The organism is Aeromicrobium sp. JJY06 (assembly GCF_044069275.1).
Taxonomy (GTDB): domain Bacteria; phylum Actinomycetota; class Actinomycetes; order Propionibacteriales; family Nocardioidaceae; genus Aeromicrobium; species Aeromicrobium tamlense.
The window spans coordinates 118,447-134,673 of the sequence record NZ_JBIMRD010000002.1; the positions used below are offsets into that span (position 1 = coordinate 118,447).

At 69.6% G+C, this 16,227-nt stretch carries 13 protein-coding genes and 1 tRNA gene; 5 read left to right on the forward strand and 9 right to left on the reverse strand.

Translation table 11 applies throughout. From position 1 onward, the window contains the following. Positions 1 to 71 precede the first annotated feature (71 nt). Complete coding sequence (gene pyk, locus ACGWYL_RS12090; protein WP_395487299.1) at positions 72 to 1,538, forward strand: pyruvate kinase; 1,467 nt, start codon at positions 72 to 74, stop codon at positions 1,536 to 1,538. 92 nt (positions 1,539 to 1,630) lie between these two features. On the opposite strand, the gene ACGWYL_RS12095 is transcribed toward pyk, so the two are convergent. Both ACGWYL_RS12095 and ACGWYL_RS12100 read right to left on the reverse strand, forming a co-directional pair. Beyond that, a complete protein-coding gene (locus tag ACGWYL_RS12095) occupies positions 1,631 to 2,479 on the reverse strand; it encodes a DUF559 domain-containing protein (protein WP_395487300.1) in 849 nt (282 codons plus the stop codon). Positions 2,480 to 2,670: 191 nt separating this feature from the next. After that, positions 2,671 to 2,753: transfer RNA gene (locus tag ACGWYL_RS12100), tRNA-Leu, on the reverse strand. Between the two features lie 28 nt (positions 2,754 to 2,781). Between ACGWYL_RS12100 and ACGWYL_RS12105 the strand changes: the two genes are divergently transcribed. Further along, entirely contained in the window at positions 2,782 to 3,390 is a 609-nt protein-coding gene (locus ACGWYL_RS12105) for an ANTAR domain-containing response regulator (protein WP_395487301.1), read from the forward strand. A gap of 148 nt (positions 3,391 to 3,538) precedes the next feature. Next, positions 3,539 to 4,798: an ABC transporter substrate-binding protein gene (locus ACGWYL_RS12110; RefSeq protein WP_179424992.1), complete on the forward strand. Its 1,260-nt coding sequence runs from the start codon at positions 3,539 to 3,541 to the stop codon at positions 4,796 to 4,798. A gap of 239 nt (positions 4,799 to 5,037) precedes the next feature. Here the strand turns inward: ACGWYL_RS12110 and ACGWYL_RS12115 are convergent, their stop codons facing one another. The 4 genes from ACGWYL_RS12115 to ACGWYL_RS12130 are packed head-to-tail and all read right to left on the reverse strand — an operon-like array spanning position 5,038 to position 8,994. Continuing rightward, positions 5,038 to 5,832, reverse strand: a complete 795-nt coding sequence (locus ACGWYL_RS12115; RefSeq protein ID WP_395487302.1) for an ABC transporter ATP-binding protein — start codon at positions 5,830 to 5,832, stop codon at positions 5,038 to 5,040. Further along, positions 5,829 to 6,737, reverse strand: a complete 909-nt coding sequence (locus ACGWYL_RS12120; RefSeq protein WP_179424990.1) for an ABC transporter ATP-binding protein — start codon at positions 6,735 to 6,737, stop codon at positions 5,829 to 5,831. The genes ACGWYL_RS12115 and ACGWYL_RS12120 overlap by 4 nt, the downstream gene beginning before the upstream one ends. Further along, positions 6,727 to 7,722, reverse strand: coding sequence for a branched-chain amino acid ABC transporter permease (locus ACGWYL_RS12125; RefSeq protein ID WP_179424988.1), 996 nt, complete (start codon positions 7,720 to 7,722; stop codon positions 6,727 to 6,729). Before ACGWYL_RS12125 ends, ACGWYL_RS12120 begins: the two co-directional genes overlap by 11 nt. A gap of 3 nt (positions 7,723 to 7,725) precedes the next feature. Continuing rightward, on the reverse strand, positions 7,726 to 8,994 hold the full coding sequence (locus ACGWYL_RS12130) for a branched-chain amino acid ABC transporter permease (protein WP_179424986.1): 1,269 nt from the start codon (positions 8,992 to 8,994) through the stop codon (positions 7,726 to 7,728). A 287-nt stretch (positions 8,995 to 9,281) separates the two neighbouring features. Between ACGWYL_RS12130 and ACGWYL_RS12135 the strand changes: the two genes are divergently transcribed. Both ACGWYL_RS12135 and polA read left to right on the forward strand, forming a co-directional pair. Then, on the forward strand, positions 9,282 to 9,881 hold the full coding sequence (locus ACGWYL_RS12135) for a GNAT family N-acetyltransferase (RefSeq protein ID WP_179424984.1): 600 nt from the start codon (positions 9,282 to 9,284) through the stop codon (positions 9,879 to 9,881). 30 nt (positions 9,882 to 9,911) lie between these two features. Then, positions 9,912 to 12,572 carry a DNA polymerase I gene (polA, locus tag ACGWYL_RS12140; protein ID WP_395487303.1) on the forward strand — a complete coding sequence of 887 codons (2,661 nt, stop codon included), beginning with the start codon at positions 9,912 to 9,914 and terminating at the stop codon, positions 12,570 to 12,572. On the opposite strand, the gene ACGWYL_RS12145 is transcribed toward polA, so the two are convergent. From ACGWYL_RS12145 to ACGWYL_RS12155, 3 genes are read right to left on the reverse strand one after another with little or no spacing between them, the layout of a single operon-like run. After that, positions 12,513 to 13,778: a lipopolysaccharide biosynthesis protein gene (locus tag ACGWYL_RS12145; protein ID WP_395487304.1), complete on the reverse strand. Its 1,266-nt coding sequence runs from the start codon at positions 13,776 to 13,778 to the stop codon at positions 12,513 to 12,515. The genes polA and ACGWYL_RS12145 overlap by 60 nt on opposite strands. Further along, complete coding sequence (locus tag ACGWYL_RS12150) at positions 13,775 to 15,715, reverse strand: acyltransferase family protein (protein ID WP_395487305.1); 1,941 nt, start codon at positions 15,713 to 15,715, stop codon at positions 13,775 to 13,777. Before ACGWYL_RS12150 ends, ACGWYL_RS12145 begins: the two co-directional genes overlap by 4 nt. A gap of 33 nt (positions 15,716 to 15,748) precedes the next feature. Next, on the reverse strand, positions 15,749 to 16,207 hold the full coding sequence (locus tag ACGWYL_RS12155; protein WP_395487306.1) for a hypothetical protein: 459 nt from the start codon (positions 16,205 to 16,207) through the stop codon (positions 15,749 to 15,751). Between the last annotated feature and the right edge of the window lie 20 nt (positions 16,208 to 16,227).

Genomic DNA, 16,227 nt, shown 5'->3' on the forward strand with positions numbered 1-16,227 from the left:
GTCCGCTCCGGACCCGGCCGCGTGGGCGTGTGACTCGCGGTTGGGTTCGGAGCAGGACTAGGCTGGACGACGTGCGTAGAGCCAAGATCGTCTGCACCCTCGGACCCGCGACCGACACCGCCGAACGCATCCTGGAGCTGGCGATCGCCGGCATGGATGTGGCCCGGCTCAACATGAGCCACGGAGAGCAGAGCGACCAGCTCAAGCGCCTCGAGCGCGTGCGCCAGGCCGCCGACGCCACCGGCAAGGCCATCGCGGTCCTGGCCGACCTCCAGGGTCCCAAGATCCGGCTCGGCCGGTTCGCCGACGGCCCCCACGATCTGAGCTACGGCGACCGCTTCACGATCACCACGCGTGACGTGCAGGGCGAGCGCGACCTGTGCTCGACGACGTACTCCGGGCTGCCGGGCGACGTCCAGGCCGGCGACGAGATCCTCATCGACGACGGCAAGGTCCGCCTCCGGGCCACCGAGGTCACCGACACCGACGTCGTCACCACGGTCGAGGTCCCCGGCGCCGTCAGCAACAACAAGGGCATCAACCTGCCCGGCGTGAACGTCAGCGTCCCCGCGATGAGCGAGAAGGACATCGACGACCTCCGCTGGGCCCTGCGCGTCGGCGTCGACTTCATCGCGCTGTCGTTCGTGCGCAACGCCGCGGACGCCGCCGAGGTCCGCGCGATCATGGACGAGGAGGGCGTGCACCGCCCGATCATCGCCAAGATCGAGAAGCCGCAGGCCGTGGAGAACCTCGACGAGATCGTCGACGCGTTCGACGGCTTCATGGTGGCGCGCGGCGACCTGGGCGTCGAGCTGCCGCTCGAGGACGTGCCGATCGTGCAGAAGCTCATCATCGAGAAGGCGCGCCGCAACGCCAAGCCGGTCATCGTCGCCACCCAGATGCTCGAGTCGATGATCTCGGCCCCGCGGCCCACGCGCGCCGAGGCCAGCGATGTCGCCAACGCGGTGCTCGACGGCGCCGACGCGGTGATGCTGTCGGGCGAGACCAGCGTGGGCCAGTTCCCTATCCAGACCGTGCGCATCATGGCGAGGATCGTGGGCTCCACCGAGGACCACGGCCTGCCGCGGATGGCCGCGTTCACGTGGCAGCCCAAGACCACGACGGGCATCATCTGCCGCGCCGCCTCGCAGGTGGCCGAGTCGGTCGAGGCCGACCTCATGATCGCGTTCACCACCACGGGCGACTCGGCTCGCCGCATGGCGCGCTATCGCTCGTCGATCCCGGTGCTGGCGTTCACGCCGCACACGCTCGTGCGCAACCAGCTCGCGCTGACGTGGGGCGTCGAGACGTTCCTGACGCCCGAGATCAGCCACACCGACCAGATCGCGCTCCAGGTCGACCGCGAGCTCCTCGGCCAGCAGCGCTGCGAGCAGGGCCGCCGCGTGGTCATCGTGGCCGGTGCCCCTCCGGGCATCCCCGGCTCCACCAACGCCCTGCGCGTGCACAAGATGGGCGACGCGATCAACCGTGTCGTCGCGGCCTACGACCCCGAGGAGACCCCGCCCACCATCGCCTGACGGAGCGTCGATCTTTCGACCCTCGGGTCGCCGACGGGGACGGATGTGTCGACCTTCGGGTCGCCCCAGCGACATCGTGGTACCACGTTTCGTCAGCCTGCGGCGACCGCTCGGCGCAGCTGGTCGATGACGGCGTCGCGGGCGTGCCGGATCGCGAACGACGAGAAGACCAGGACGCGCCGGCCGTCGATCACCAGCTCGTTCGTCCGGTGCAGATCGTAGCTCCACTGCTCGACCGCGAGGTGCGGGATGCCGTGGATCTCGATCGCCAGGTTGAACTGCTCCCACCACACGTCGAGGAAGTACCGGCCGCTCGGGTGCTTCACCCGCTCCTGACGGGTCGGTCTCGGCAGGCCCGCGAGCACGCGGACCTCCTCGAAGTCCCGCTCGGGCAAGGACTGGATTCCGCCGTGGGCGTCGAGGATCGACTCGATGATGACGCCGCGGTGCCGGCACGGTCCGCGCCGGCTGAGCGCGTCGCGCATCCGGGCGATGCTGGTGAGCTTCTGCTGGAACGCGGCGATCACGAGGACACGGGCGCGCAGGATCGAGTCGGACCAGCTGGCCGCGTCGACGACGCTTCGCTCGAGCGTCGTGACCCGCGGCGACCGGGGAAGCACATCCCTCGAATCGAGCATCGTGCTCCAGTGCACGACGGCCTCGACGGACGGTCGCTTCGCGCCCGCGGGCAGGACAAGGTGGATGGCGTGGGGCTCGAAGCCCTTGAGCCCCAGCCGCGACGCCGCGGTGAGTCCGGCGAGCGCCGATCCCACAGGGCTTGCGGCGAGGGCGACGCGCTCACGCTGGTCGGGGGTGAGTGGGCCGTTGTGGGTGACGATCACGCCACGCGCGGGGCGCTGCCACTGGCCGGTGGACAGGCGATGCCGCAGGGCCGAGCGGCTGAGGAGTGACAGGGCCTCGGCAGTGGTGAGCACGTCCATGGGTCGACGGTCGCCTCGCCCGGCCGCTCGAACCACTGACAGACGAAGTCCTGTGGACGCCAATGGGGGCCGGCGCCGCCCTGTGGACACCGATCTTGGTACCAAGATGTCGCTGGGGCGACCAGAAGGAAAAAGGACTCGTCCCTGCAGGGTGCCAAAGGACGAAAGATCGGTCCTCGTCAGGGGATGAGTGCCGAGAGCGGGACTCGAACCCGCACGCCCTTGCGGACAGTGGTTTTTGAGACCACCGCGTCTACCATTCCGCCATCCCGGCTCACCGTCGTGCCCGATAACCTTAGTGGGTGAACGACGCAGAACGCTCGACCGCCCCCGCGCCGCGCGTGGTGATCGCCGAGGACGAAGCCCTCATCCGGATGGACCTGGCCGAGATGCTCGCCGAGCAGGGCTATGACGTCGTGGGGGAGGCCGCCGAGGGGCAGGCCGCCGTCGACCTCGCCCGCGAGCACCAGCCCGACCTGGTGATGATGGACGTCCAGATGCCCGGCGTCGACGGCATCACCGCGGCCTCGCAGATCGCCGCCGAGCGGATCGCGCCGGTCGTCATGCTCACCGCGTTCAGCCAGCGCGAGCTCGTCGAGCGGGCCCGCGAGGCCGGCGCGATGGCCTACCTCGTCAAGCCGTTCACCGCCTCCGACCTGGTGCCGGCGATCGAGATGGCGCGCAGCCGCTACGCCGAGCTCCGGGCCCTCGAGTCCGAGGTCGGCGACCTGCAGGAGCAGCTCGCCACCCGCAAGGTCGTCGAGCAGGCCAAGGCGGTGCTGCAGGAGTCCCTCGGCCTGAGCGAGCCCGCGGCCTTCCGCTGGATCCAGAAGACGGCCATGGACGTGCGGCTGTCGATGCGTCAGGTGGCCGAGGCCGTGATCGAGAACGGGCCGTCTTTGCAGGGGTGACGGACCCCGAGTGTGGCAACGGTTACAAGTTGGCTACGAAACCTCCCAATCACGCATCATGCGAGATTTGGAAACGTCCGGCGACTAGGTTTCTTGTCACATCGCGCCGGGCGAACCGACCCGTGCGGATTACTCACACGGAGGATTGATGAAGCGCTCCACCACGACGCTCCGTCTGGCCGCACTGGCCAGCGCCAGCGCACTCGTCCTCGCCGCCTGTGGCGGCGGCGACGAAAGCTCTGACGACAACGACAAGGATGTGGCGAAGGGCGACGGCGAGTTCGTCGTCGGCTCGCTGCTCCCGCAGACCGGCAGCCTCGCCTTCCTCGGCCCGCCGGAGTTCGCCGGTGTCGACCTGGCCGTCCAGGAGATCAACGAGGCCGGCGGTGTCCTGGGCAAGGACGCGCGCCACGTCAAGGGCGACTCGGGCGACACCGACTCGGGCATCGCTCCGGCCGAGGCCGACAAGCTGATCAAGGCCAAGGCCGATGTCATCGTCGGCGCCGCGTCGTCGGGCGTCTCGATGACCGTCATCGACAAGATCCTCGGTGCGGGCGTCGTCCAGTACTCGCCGGCCAACACGTCGACCGACTTCGACGAGGGCAAGTACGCCGAGCCCGACCTGTACTTCCGCACCGCTCCGTCCGACGTCCTGCAGGGTGCCGTCATGGCCAACCTGCTGGTCGAGGACGGTCGCCAGAACGTCGCCATCCTGGCCCGCCAGGACTCGTACGGCGAGACGCTGGCCGAGCAGGTCAAGTCCGGCCTCGAGGCCGCCGGCTCGAAGGTCGCCGTCACGTCGTTCTACGGCGAGAAGGCTCCCTCGTACGACGCGCAGGTCGACGACGTCGCCGCCGCGAAGCCCGACGCCGTCGTGCTGATCGCGTTCGACGAGACCAAGAAGATCATCCCGCAGCTGGTCGGCAAGGGCGTCGGCCCGCAGGACGTCGCGACGTACTTCGTCGACGGCAACGTGGCCGACTACTCCGCCGAGTCGTTCGCGGCCGACCTGAAGGGTGTCAAGGGCACGGTCCCCGGCGCCGAGGCCACGGGCGAGTTCCGTGAGCGTCTGCTGGCCATCGACCCGAAGCTGAAGGACTACTCCTACGCGGCGGAGTCCTACGACGCGGTCATCACCTCGGCGCTGGCGGCCATCGCGGCCGGCAACGACTCGGGCGAGGCCATCGCGTCGGAGCTGGTCGAGGTCACGAAGGGCGGCGAGAAGTGCACGACGTTCAAGCAGTGCGCTGATCTGCTGGCCGACGACAAGGACATCGACTACGACGGTGTCTCCGGTCCGATCGAGATGAGCGACACGGGCAGCCCGACGTCCGCGTCCATCGGCATCTACGAGTACGACACGAAGGGCGGCTACAAGGCCGTCAAGTACATCGCGGGCGACATCTGAGTCGACTGACTCAGTCTCCGCACAGGAGGGCCCGGGGCGCACGCCCCGGGCCCTTCGCCTTTCCCTGCGGGCGCTGGTGGCCGGGGGAGCGGTGCGTGGTCAACCTCATGGACCTCCCATTCGGTTGATGAGGCACCGCGACCCGGGCGGAAGGGTTGACAGCTCACCGCCCCGGCGAGTCCTCACACGACGAACGCCCCGCCTCCGGAAGGAGGCGGGGCGTTCGCGGTGGTGCTGGGTCAGCCGGCCTGCTTGCCCAGCGTGCCCAGGTACAGCTCGATGACCTTGGGATCGTTGGACAGCTCGCGACCGGTGCCGCTGTAGGCCGTGGTGCCCTGGTCGAGCACGTAGCCGCGGTCGCAGATCTGCAGGCAGCGACGGGCGTTCTGCTCGACCATGATGATCGAGACGCCCGCCTGGTTGATCTTGCGCGTCTGGACGAAGACCTCGTCCTGCATGACAGGGGACAGGCCCGCGGACGGCTCGTCGAGCAGCAGCACGGACGGGTCCATCATGAGGGCGCGGCCCATGGCCACCATCTGGCGCTCGCCGCCCGACAGCGAGCCGGCGCGCTGCTTCGCGCGCTGGCCCAGCGTCGGGAACAGGTCGGTCACGAAGGCGAACCGCTCCTTGAACTTCGACGGGTCCTGGTAGCAGCCCATCTCGAGGTTCTCCTCGATCGTCAGGCTCGGGAACACGTTGTTCGTCTGGGGGACGAAGCCGATGCCCTGGCTGACCAGCACGTCGGCGCGCTTATTGGTGATCTCCTCACCCTTCAGCGTCACCGTGCCGGAGTGGATCTTCACCAGGCCGAACAGCGCCTTGAGCAGCGTGGACTTGCCCGCGCCGTTCGGGCCGATGATGCCGACCAGCTCGCCGGGCTGGCAGTACAGGTCGGCACCGTTGAGGATGTTCACGCCCGGCAGGTAGCCCGCGATCAGGTTGTCGGCGCGGACGACGGCGCCGTCGGCGCCCTCGGCGTGCTTCCGACGCTCCGACTCGGGGGTCTGGGGAGTGGGGATGGCGTCGCTCACTGGCTCTCCTCCGCATCGATCTCGGCCTCGACCTGCTCGGCCAGCTCGTCCTCGTTGAGCTCGCTCAGGTCGGTGTCGTGGTGGGCGCCCAGGTAGGCGTCGATGACGCGCTGGTCGGCCATCACGGCATCGGGCGTGCCCTCGGCGACGATCTGGCCCTGGGCCATGACGATGACCCAGTCCGAGATGTCACGGACCATGTCCATGTCGTGCTCGACGAACAGGACCGTGCGGCCCTCGTCGCGCAGCGACTTCACGTGCCCGAGCAGGGACTGCTTGAGCGCGGGGTTCACGCCGGCCATCGGCTCGTCGAGCATGATCAGGTCGGGGTCGACCATCAGCGCGCGCGCCATCTCGAGGAGCTTGCGCTGGCCGCCCGAGAGCGAGCCGGCGAAGTCCTCGCGCTTGGCGTCGAGCTTGAACCGGGTGAGCAGCTCGTCGGCACGAGCGGTGATCTCGTCCTCCTGGCCGCCCCACAGCGCCTTGACGATCGCGGGGAAGAACTTCTCACCGCGCTGGCCGGTGGCACCGAGACGCATGTTCTCGATGACCGTGAGCTTCGAGAGCACCTTGGTCAGCTGGAACGTGCGCACCATGCCCAGGCGCGCCACCTTGTACGCGGGCACCTTGGCCAGCGAGTTGTCCTCGAAGGACCACGAGCCGGTGTCGGGGACGTCGAAGCCGGTGAGCAGGTTGAACAGCGTGGTCTTGCCCGCGCCGTTCGGCCCGATCAGGGCGGTGATGACGCCGCGCTGGATCTCGATGTGCTCCACGTCGACGGCCTTGAGGCCGCCGAACGTGCGGGTGATGTCGTCGCCGACGACGATCGGGTCGGGCTTCCTGACGCCCGGATCGTTCGGCAGGGCGGCGAGCGCCTCGCGGGCGCTGGTGATGTCAACGGGCATCGATCGCGATCTCCCTTCGGTCGCCGAAGATCCCCTGGGGTCGGTAGATCATCAGCAGCATGAGGCCGAGGCCCATGAGAATAAAGCGGATGAGGCTGGCCTGCGTGTCAGTCATGATCGAGGCCGGGATCAGCGGGTCGACGCCGGAGGTGGCCTGGCTGAAGAACTCGCCGAGGCCACTGATGAGGAACCAGAAGATCATGGAGCCGACGACGGGGCCCAGCACGCGGGCCGCGCCACCGATCAGCAGCGCCGTGTAGGCGAAGAACGTCAGGTTGGTGCTGTAGTCCGACGGCACGACCGACGCCTGCTTCAGCGCGTAGAAGATGCCGCCGAGGCCGCCGATCATGCCGCCGAGCATCAGCGCCTGCATCTTGTACAGGAACACGTTCTTGCCCAGCGAGCGGACGGCGTCCTCGTCCTCGCGGATCGAGCGCAGGACGCGGCCCCAGGGGCTGCGCATGAGCGCCCAGATCAGCAGGCAGCACAGCGCCACCGCGATCCAGCCGACGGTCATGGCCCAGAGGTCGTTGCGACCCCAGGAGGCGATGCCGATGTCGATGCCACCCGTGTACGGGTTGAGGTCGTTCCACGTGTCGGTGAAGCCGTTGAGGCCGTTGGAGCCGCCGAAGACCTTCTTGGTCTCGACGGCGCCGAACACCAGGCGCAGGATCTCGGCTGCGGCGATCGTGACGATCGCCAGGTAGTCGGCCCTCAGTCTCAGGGTGGGGACACCCAGGACGAGCGCGAGCAGCAGCGAGGCGAACAGGCCGGCGGCGACGCCGACCAGCAGGGGCAGGTCCAGGCGGACCATGGTGACGGCGAGGCCGTAGGCGCCCACCGCCATGAAGCCGGCCTGGCCGAAGTTCAGCAGGCCCGTGTAGCCGAAGTGGACGTTCAGGCCGATGGCGGCGAGCGCGAAGACGATCGCCTGGGGGCCGAAGGCGTTGGAGAACGCCGCGTCGATGATGTTGCCGATGTCCATGGGTCAGCCGATCCTCTCCGCGCGGCCCAAGATGCCCTGCGGCCTGATGAGCAGGATGAGGATGAGCACGATCAGCGCGCCCACCTCCTTGATGGAGCTGGGCACGCCCAGCAGGGGGCCGACCTCGGTGATGACACCGATGACGAGGGAGCCGATCACGGCGCCCCAGACGGTGCCAAGGCCACCGAGCACGGTCGCGGCGAACACCATGAGCAGCAGCTGGTAGCCCATCATGAAGTTGACCTGGCTGTTGACGCCGAGCAGGACGCCGGCCAGGGCCGAGAGGGCCGCGCCCATCGTCCAGACCGAGGAGATGACGCCGTCGACGCGCATGCCGGACGAGGCCGACAGGGCCGGGTTGTCCGAGACGGCGCGCATCGCCTTGCCCAAGCGGGTGCGGGACATGATCGTCGTCGTGACGACGATGGCGACGATCGCGATGCCCATGATCGCGATCTCCTTGTCCGACAGGTCGAACAGGCCGAAGTCACGCGCTCGCTGCGAGGTGTACTCGTTGTAGGAGCGGGTGCCGGCGCCGAAGAAGAACTGGAACAGGTTGCGCAGCAGCAGGCCCAGACCGATCGAGACGATCATCATCGCGATGATGCCCGTGCCGCGGGACCTCAAGGGTCTCCAGAGCACGCGGTCCTGGCCCCAGCCGAACAGGCCGCCGATGCCGATCGTCAGCAGTCCGGCCAGGATGAGTGGCAGCCCGAAGGTGACGTTGAGGACGTAGGCCGAGATGGCGCCGAAGGTGATGAGCTCGCCGTGCGAGAAGTTCGTCAGGCCCGTGGTGCCGAAGATCAGCGACAGGCCCATCGCGGCGAGCGCGATGATGAGGCCGTACTTGACGCCCGAGACGATGCTGTCGACGAGACGCTCGGCGAACGGGGTGGCCTCGACGACCTTGCCGTTCAGCGGGAAGGCCACGTTCTGGCCGGACGCCAGGTTGACCTTCACCGTCAGGGTCTTCTTGCCCGTCAGCTTCACGCCCGAGGGGAGCGTGGACTCGTCGATGGAGACCTCGTACGTTCCCTTGCCGGGGATCGCGACCGCGGCCACGCCCTGGTCGTTGGTGACGGCCGAGCCGAGCTCGGAGCCCGAGTCGTCCGCGACGCTCACGGTGACGCCAGGGACGGGCGGCGGATCGTTGGCCGCCTTGCCGCCTTGCTGGTCGAGCAGCCGTACGCGGATCGCAGGACCCGTGACGGGGGCATCGGAGGCCGGCGCCGAGGCACTGGGTCCGGGTGTGGGGGACGTGGTCTCAGCCATTGCCGGATTCGCGAGAAGCACGAGTCCGGCAACGATCACCGAGAGCAGCGCCGCTGTTCGCAGTCGCACGCATTCTCCTGTCGCTGTCTGCGCACCGGGGTCAGGTACGCCAGAGTCGATCCCGAAGAGCATAGCGATCCCGGCGTTTCCCCGCCGGTCTCTCGCGGGTCGCTTTGGTAACAGTTCGGTTTCGATTGCGGAGGCCGGACAGCCATTCACACGAGCCGACGCGGAGGCGTAGGCTGTCGCCCGTCCCCGTCCGTCCCCCGCCCGGAGGTGCCACGTCGATGGCATTGCGCCAGCCCGTCGAGATTCGCGATGTCGAGGTCGACGACGCCGCCGCCCTGATCGCGCTGTGGGCCGCGTGTGCGGACGCCGTGACGGACGAGGGGTCCGAGGCGTACACCCAGCAGGCGCTGTGGCGCTGCCCGACCGAGGCCGAGGCCCGCGAGGCGATCGAGTTCAACGCCCGTGAGCACCGACGCCGCTTCTTCGTGGCGCTCGTGGGCGGCGAGATCGTCGCCGCGGCGACCGCCGACCTCGCCACCTTGAACCCCATCACGATGTCGAAGGTCATGATCGTGTCCGACCTGCAGGTGCGTCCCAGCCACCGCCGCCGGTCGATCGCGTCGGGCCTGCTGGCCGTCGTGGCCGCGCACGCCGAGGAGCAGGACTGCGAGCTCGTGCTCGCCTCGTCCGCCGCCCACGCGCGCGAGCCCAACCGCTACCTCACGAAGCTGGGCTTCAACCAGATCGCGGTGCTGCGCGCGATCCCGGTCGGCAAGCTCAACGCCCGGCTGGCCGCGAAGGCCGCCGGCTCCCGCGAGACGGGCCGTCTGCTGGCCGTCCGCCGCTCGCTGCGCCGCCGCGCCGCCGTCCGCGGCTGACCTGTCGGCGCGGGCGACTAGGGTCGTCCCGTGGACCGACTCCTGCTGATCGACGGACATTCGGTGGCGTACCGCGCCTTCTTCGCCCTGCCCGTCGAGAACTTCGCGACCTCGACCGGCCAGAGCACCAATGCGGTGTTCGGCTTCACCTCGATGCTGATCAACGTGCTGCGCGACGAGCAGCCCACGCACGTGTGTGTCGCGTTCGACCTGTCGCGGCAGTCCTTCCGCACCGAGGAGTACGCCGAGTACAAGGCCAACCGGTCGAAGTCGCCCGAGGAGTTCTCCGGCCAGGTCGCCCTGGTCAAGGAGGTGCTCGACGCGCTCGACATCCGCCACGTCGACAAGGCGGGCTACGAGGCCGACGACATCATCGCCACCCTGGCCACCCGGGCCGAGGCCGCGGGGATGGAGGTGCTGGTCTGCTCCGGCGACCGCGACGCCCTCCAGCTGGTCACCGAGCAGACCACGGTGCTGTACCCGCGCAAGGGCGTCTCCGACCTCGCGCGGATGACGCCCGAGGCCGTGCAGGAGAAGTACGGCGTGCTGCCCGAGTTCTACCCCGACATCGCCGCGCTCGTCGGCGAGACCAGCGACAACCTGCCAGGCGTCCCCGGCGTCGGTCCCAAGACGGCGGCGAAGTGGATCAACGGCTACGGCACCCTCGAGGCGCTCATCGCGCGCGTCGACGAGGTGCCGGGCAAGGCGGGGCAGTCCCTGCGCGAGCACCTCGACTCGGTGATCCGCAACCGCCGCCTCAACGCGCTGGTGCGCGACCTCGACCTGCCGCTCGGCCCGGCCGACCTCACGATCGACACGGCGTTCGACCGCGAGAAGGTCCACACCGTCTTCGACTCCCTCGAGTTCACCGCCCTGCGCGAGCGTCTGTTCACCACGTTCCCCGGCGTCACCGAGGAGGTGCAGCCCGAGGCCGGCTTCGACCTCGAGGGTCGCGCTCTCGCGCCCGGCGAGGTCGCGGCGTGGCTCGACCAGCACGCCGGCGGCGACGTGGGCCTGCACGTCCAGGGCTCGTGGGGCCGCGGCTCGGGCGACGTCATCGCCCTGGCCATCGCCGCCGAGGACGAGGCCGCCTGGATCGACGTCGAGCAGCTCACGCCCGAGGACGACGCCGCCCTGGCCGCCTGGCTCGGCGATGCCGGCCGCGGCAAGGTCCTGCACGACGCGAAGGGCCCGATCCTCGCGCTCGCCGACCGCGGCTGGACCCTGCGCGGGCTGCGCGCCGACACCGCCGTCTCGGCGTACCTGGTGCGCCCCGACCAGCGCTCCTACGACCTGGCCGACCTCTCCGTGCGCTACCTCAAGCGCGAGCTGCGCGACGACACCGCCGACACCGGCCAGCTCTCGCTCGACACCGACGACGACGCCGAGGTCGCGATGCTGCGGGCGCGGGCCGCCCTCGATCTCGCGGCCGCGCTGGCCGCCGAGGTCGAGCAGTCCGGCGGCACGCGCCTGCTGGCCGAGGTCGAGCTGCCGCTGGTCTCCACGCTGGCGCGGATGGAGCAGGCGGGCATCGCCGTCGACGACGACGCGCTGCTCACCCTCGAGTCCGAGTTCGCCGCCCGCGCGCAGGAGGCCGCGAACGGCGCCTACGAGGCGATCGGCGGCAGGGAGATCAACCTCGGCTCGCCCAAGCAGCTGCAGGTGGTCCTGTTCGAGGACCTGGGCATGCCCAAGACCAAGCGCACCAAGACCGGCTACACGACCGACGCCGACTCGCTCCAGCAGCTCTACGCCAAGACGGGCCACCCGTTCCTCGAGCACCTGCTCGCGCACCGCGACGTCACCAAGCTGCGCCAGACCGTCGAGACGCTGCGCCGCTCGATCTCCGACGACGGACGCATCCACACCACGTACGCGCAGACGATCGCGGCCACTGGGCGGCTCAGCTCGAACGACCCGAACCTGCAGAACATCCCGATCCGCACCGCGTCGGGCCGCCGCATCCGCGAGGCGTTCGTCGTCGGCGAGGGGTACGAGACCCTGCTCACCGCCGACTACAGCCAGATCGAGATGCGGATCATGGCCGACCTGTCCGAGGACGCCGACCTGATCGAGGCGTTCAACTCGGGCGAGGACTTCCACACGGTGATGGCCGCGAAGGTCTTCGAGCGCGAGCCCGACGACATCGGCACCGAGCTGCGTGCCCGGATCAAGGCGATGAACTACGGGCTCGCGTACGGCCTGTCGGCCTACGGCCTGAGCCAGCAGCTGTCGATCTCCACGGGCGAGGCGCAGGGCCTCATGGACGACTACTTCCAGCGGTTCGGCGGCGTGCGCGACTACCTGCGCGGGCTGGTGGACGAGGCTCGCCAGACCGGCTTCACCGAGACGATCATGGGGCGGCGCCGCTACCTGCCCGACCTGCAGAGCGACAATCGTCAGCGTCGCGAGATGGCCGAGCGGATGGCGCTCAACGCGCCGATCCAGGGCTCGGCCGCCGACATCATCAAGGTGGCGATGCTGAACGTCGAGCGCGCCATCGACGAGGCGGGCCTCCAGTCGCGGATGCTGCTGCAGGTGCACGACGAGCTCGTGCTCGAGACCACGGCCGGCGAGCTCGACCAGGTCACCGATCTGGTGCGTCGCGAGATGGCGGCCGCGGCCGACCTGTCAGTGCCGCTCGACGTGTCCGTCGGCGTCGGTCGCTCCTGGCACGAGGCCGGTCACTGAGCCGTCCCGCGGGGGAGTGGGCCGCAGCAGCGGCCACACCAGCAGCAGGCCGGCCACCACGGCGGCCACGCTCGCCATCGTGACCACGAGGCCGACGATGTCGATCCTCCAGAACCACGCGACGGCGAACACCGTGGCCGAGGCGGTCCACAACAGGACGGCGACGCCGGTGGAGCGTCGGGCGAGCGCATCGAAGACCAGCAGGTAGACCACGGCCAGGAACGTGCCCGAGAGCGCGAACAGCCACAGGTCGTCCGCGACCTCGCGGTACTGGTCGCCGCCGACCAGGATCAGCGCGAGTTGCGGCAGCAGGGCGCTGCACGCCACGACGGCGAGGCCCAGCACGCCGACCAGCCCGGCGGCGCGCAGGCGCGTGCGGTGGGAGGTGTCGCGGGCCATGCTCGGGAAGAACACGACGCTGACGAACTGCGGCAGGAACAGCGTGGACTTGGTGAGGATGAGCCCCGACGCGTAGAGGCCGCTGTCGTGGGCCTCGAAGCCGCCGCGTGCGATGAGCGCGTCGACGTTGCTGAAGGCGAAGTACGCCAGCAGGGTGGCCGCCGAGGCGACGGTCTCGAAGACGAGCGGACGCCGGCTGTGCACGTCGCCCGTGCCGGTGGCCCGGAGCAGCCCGGCCCCCAGGACCACGGGCAGCCAGGCACCGATCGCCAGGCCCATCATCGCGCTGGTGGCGGAGGGCTCGATGAGCAGTCCGGCGACGCCGCCGAAGAGCCGACCGAAGCCGTTGCCGACGTAGAGCGCGGCCAGCTTGCCCCACCGTCCGGTGCCCTGCGCGACGCCCAGCTGGGCGCCCGCCAGGGTCAGCGGCACGAGCATCGCCCCGCACCACACCACGGCGAGCACCGAGTCGAAGGAGAAGGCCGGCGTCAGCACCGGGCTCGACAGCGCGACGGCGAGGCCGACCGCGAGCGAGACGGCGAGTGCCACCCGCGAGGCGGTGTGGACGATCTGGACCGTGTGGTCGGGGTGGACCGAGATCCGGCGAGCGATCGAGGCCTGGAGGGCGAGCGCCACGACGTTCGCGATGAGGATGAGGCTCAGCAGCGCGGTGAGGGCGCCGAACTCCGCAGGAACGAGCAGCCGTGCGGCGACGAGGTTGAAGCCGTACGTCGCCACGTTCATCACCATCATCGCGACGGCGACGATCGTGCCGCTCGAGAAGGTGGCGCGTGCTGCCCGGCTCACGAGCTCGCTCCCCGGGCCTCGTCGGCGAAGCGCAGCACCTGGGGCATCATCCACGCCCACACCAGCGGTGCGGACTTCACGGTGAAGTGCAGGCCGTCCTCGTACAGCGGATCGCCGCCCAGCACGGGGTTGTACCCCTCGGAGCAGAACGCGGCGAACGAGTCGACGACGGGCACCTGGTTCTCGCTGGCCCACGAGGTGACCACGGAGTTGACCCGCTCGACGCGCTCGATGTCGTTGAGCTGCTGCATCTCGGTCTTGTCGAAGGCCGGGATGTCGTGGCAGGCCAGCGTCGACAGCGCGAGCGTGCCGGCGCCGTCGGCCTTGCGGTTCACCTCGTCGAGGGCGGTGCGGATCAGCTCGTCGTGCTGGGGCGTGCCGAACGTCGCGACCTCGTCGTCGTGGACGAGGTCGGACACGAACGTCTGCGGGACGAAGAACAGCAGGACGTCGGGCTTCTCGGCCTCGACCAGGGCGGGCCACTCCTTGCGCCAGTCCAGGCAGCTGCGGGTGGGCTCGTTGGCCTCACCGTCCACGACCTTCTGCAGGGTGAAGGGGTCGCAGCCCAGGTGCGTGGTCTGACTCATCGAGAGCTGGCGGAACTCGTGGGTGGCGACGTTCTTGTAGATGCTGAACGGGATCGAGTTGCCCAGCAGCATCGTCGAGCGGCGCGCCTCGGCGGTGTACGGCTCCGGGGTCAGCTCGAGCGGAGGCAGGTCGGAGTGGGGACCGTAGCCGGCCAGCTCGGACTGCGGCGGCTGGGAGTGCGCGACGACGAAGGCGCTCGTCAGCACGAGGGGCGCGGCCATGATCGTGATCGCTCGCGAGACGCGCCGGGCGGAGGCGAAGAAGGGTCGCCGTCCCCGGATCGGCGCCTCGATGAAGCGGTAGGTGAGCCACGCCAGTACCACCGACACGCCCACCCGGACCACGTCGAGGGCGAGCCCGTCGAGTCCGGTGGTGCCCGAGTTGAGGTAGACGATGACCGGCCAGTGCCACAGGTAGAGGGGATAGCTGATGAGGCCGATCCAGCGGGGGACCGGGCTGCCGATCGCGCGGTTGAAGGTGCCTGCGGTGCCGCTGGCGGCCGCAAGGATCGCGACGAGCGCGGCCAGGCAGACCAGCACGAGACCACCGCGGTAGACGGCCGCGGCCGACGAGTCGGTGACCACCATGGCCGCCACGATGAGCGCCAGGGCGCCCCAGGCCATGACATCGGTCAGCACCGAGGAGCGGCGCTCGCGGAAGGCGGTCCGACCCAGCACCAGGGCGGCGCAGACGCCGATCAGCAGCTCGAACGCCCGCGTGACGGTGCTGTAGTAGAGCGAGGTGATCTCGGTGCCGTTCGCGTACCCGTTGGCCATCGCGAGGGCCGAGGCGGCAGCGAGCGCCGCGAAGACGATCGACTGCCGGCGCCGGGCCCGGACCACGGCGCTGACGAGCAGCAGCAGCAGCGGGAAGACGAGGTAGAACTGCTCCTCGATCGACAGCGACCACGTGTGGCGGACCGGCGAGGGGAGCGAGAGCTGGTCGAAGTACTGCTCGTCGCCGAGCATGAAGCGCCAGTTCGAGACGTAGAACAGCGAGGAGACGATGTCCCAGGCGACCGCGGTGCGGCGGCCGGGGAGGGTCCAGATCCACGCGGCGACCGAGACGGCCAGCAGCACCGTGATGAGCGACGGCAGCAGTCGCCGCATGCGCGCGCCCCAGAAGCGGACGACGCTGATGCGGCCCCAGCGGTCCTGCTCGGCGACGAGGAGGTTCGTGATCAGGAAGCCCGACAGGACGAAGAACAGGTCGACGCCCAGCCAGCCGCCCTGGAGGAATCGCTCGTCGAGGTGGAAGACGAGGACGCCGATGATCGCGACCGCGCGCAGGCCGTCGAGGGCGGGACGGTAGGGCAGTCGCGCACGCAGCGCAGGAGTGGGAGCCGACATGAGGTTCGAGGCGGCGGGCGGGGCCCGCGGGTCTCAGCGTCCGTCGTCGAGGAGTCGGCGCCGCGCGCCGCCGTCGGAGTGGTCGTCACGGTCGGTGCCGCGCACCGAGCCACGCTCGTCGCGGTCGCGGTCGGAGTACTCGTAGTCGTCCGCGTAGCCGTGACGGTCGCCGCGGGCGCGCTCGACCTGGTGCGTGAAGCCGAAGAGCATCGCGCCGACTCCGGCGATGCCCACTGCGGCGACGATGGAGGCGAGCGCACCGTAGAGGTACTGCGTGTTGATCGGACCGCACACGCCGGCCTGGAACTTGTCCGCGGGAGGCTGCAGCGCGGAGCCGCACTCGAAGATCGCGCCCGAGCTGGTCTGGATCTCGGTGATGGGCGTCAGCAGCAGGTAGATCCCGTACGCCAGAAACGGGATCGCCGCGAGGATCGCCACCTTCGTCCCGAGGTTGGGGACGGGGCGAGAACGCACATCGGAGTCGTCGAGCATGTGACGCATACTACTATGGC

Bases quoted from the DNA above. Each gene is read 5' to 3' on its own strand.
- ACGWYL_RS12150 (WP_395487305.1), bottom strand. From the start codon at position 15,715: ATGTCGGCTCCCACTCCTGCGCTGCGTGCGCGACTGCCCTACCGTCCC.
- ACGWYL_RS12130 (WP_179424986.1), bottom strand. From the start codon at position 8,994: ATGGCTGAGACCACGTCCCCCACACCCGGACCCAGTGCCTCGGCGCCG.
- ACGWYL_RS12155 (WP_395487306.1), bottom strand. From the start codon at position 16,207: ATGCTCGACGACTCCGATGTGCGTTCTCGCCCCGTCCCCAACCTCGGG.
- ACGWYL_RS12135 (WP_179424984.1), top strand. From the start codon at position 9,282: ATGGCATTGCGCCAGCCCGTCGAGATTCGCGATGTCGAGGTCGACGAC.
- ACGWYL_RS12125 (WP_179424988.1), bottom strand. From the start codon at position 7,722: ATGGACATCGGCAACATCATCGACGCGGCGTTCTCCAACGCCTTCGGC.
- ACGWYL_RS12120 (WP_179424990.1), bottom strand. From the start codon at position 6,737: ATGCCCGTTGACATCACCAGCGCCCGCGAGGCGCTCGCCGCCCTGCCG.
- ACGWYL_RS12095 (WP_395487300.1), bottom strand. From the start codon at position 2,479: ATGGACGTGCTCACCACTGCCGAGGCCCTGTCACTCCTCAGCCGCTCG.
- ACGWYL_RS12110 (WP_179424992.1), top strand. From the start codon at position 3,539: ATGAAGCGCTCCACCACGACGCTCCGTCTGGCCGCACTGGCCAGCGCC.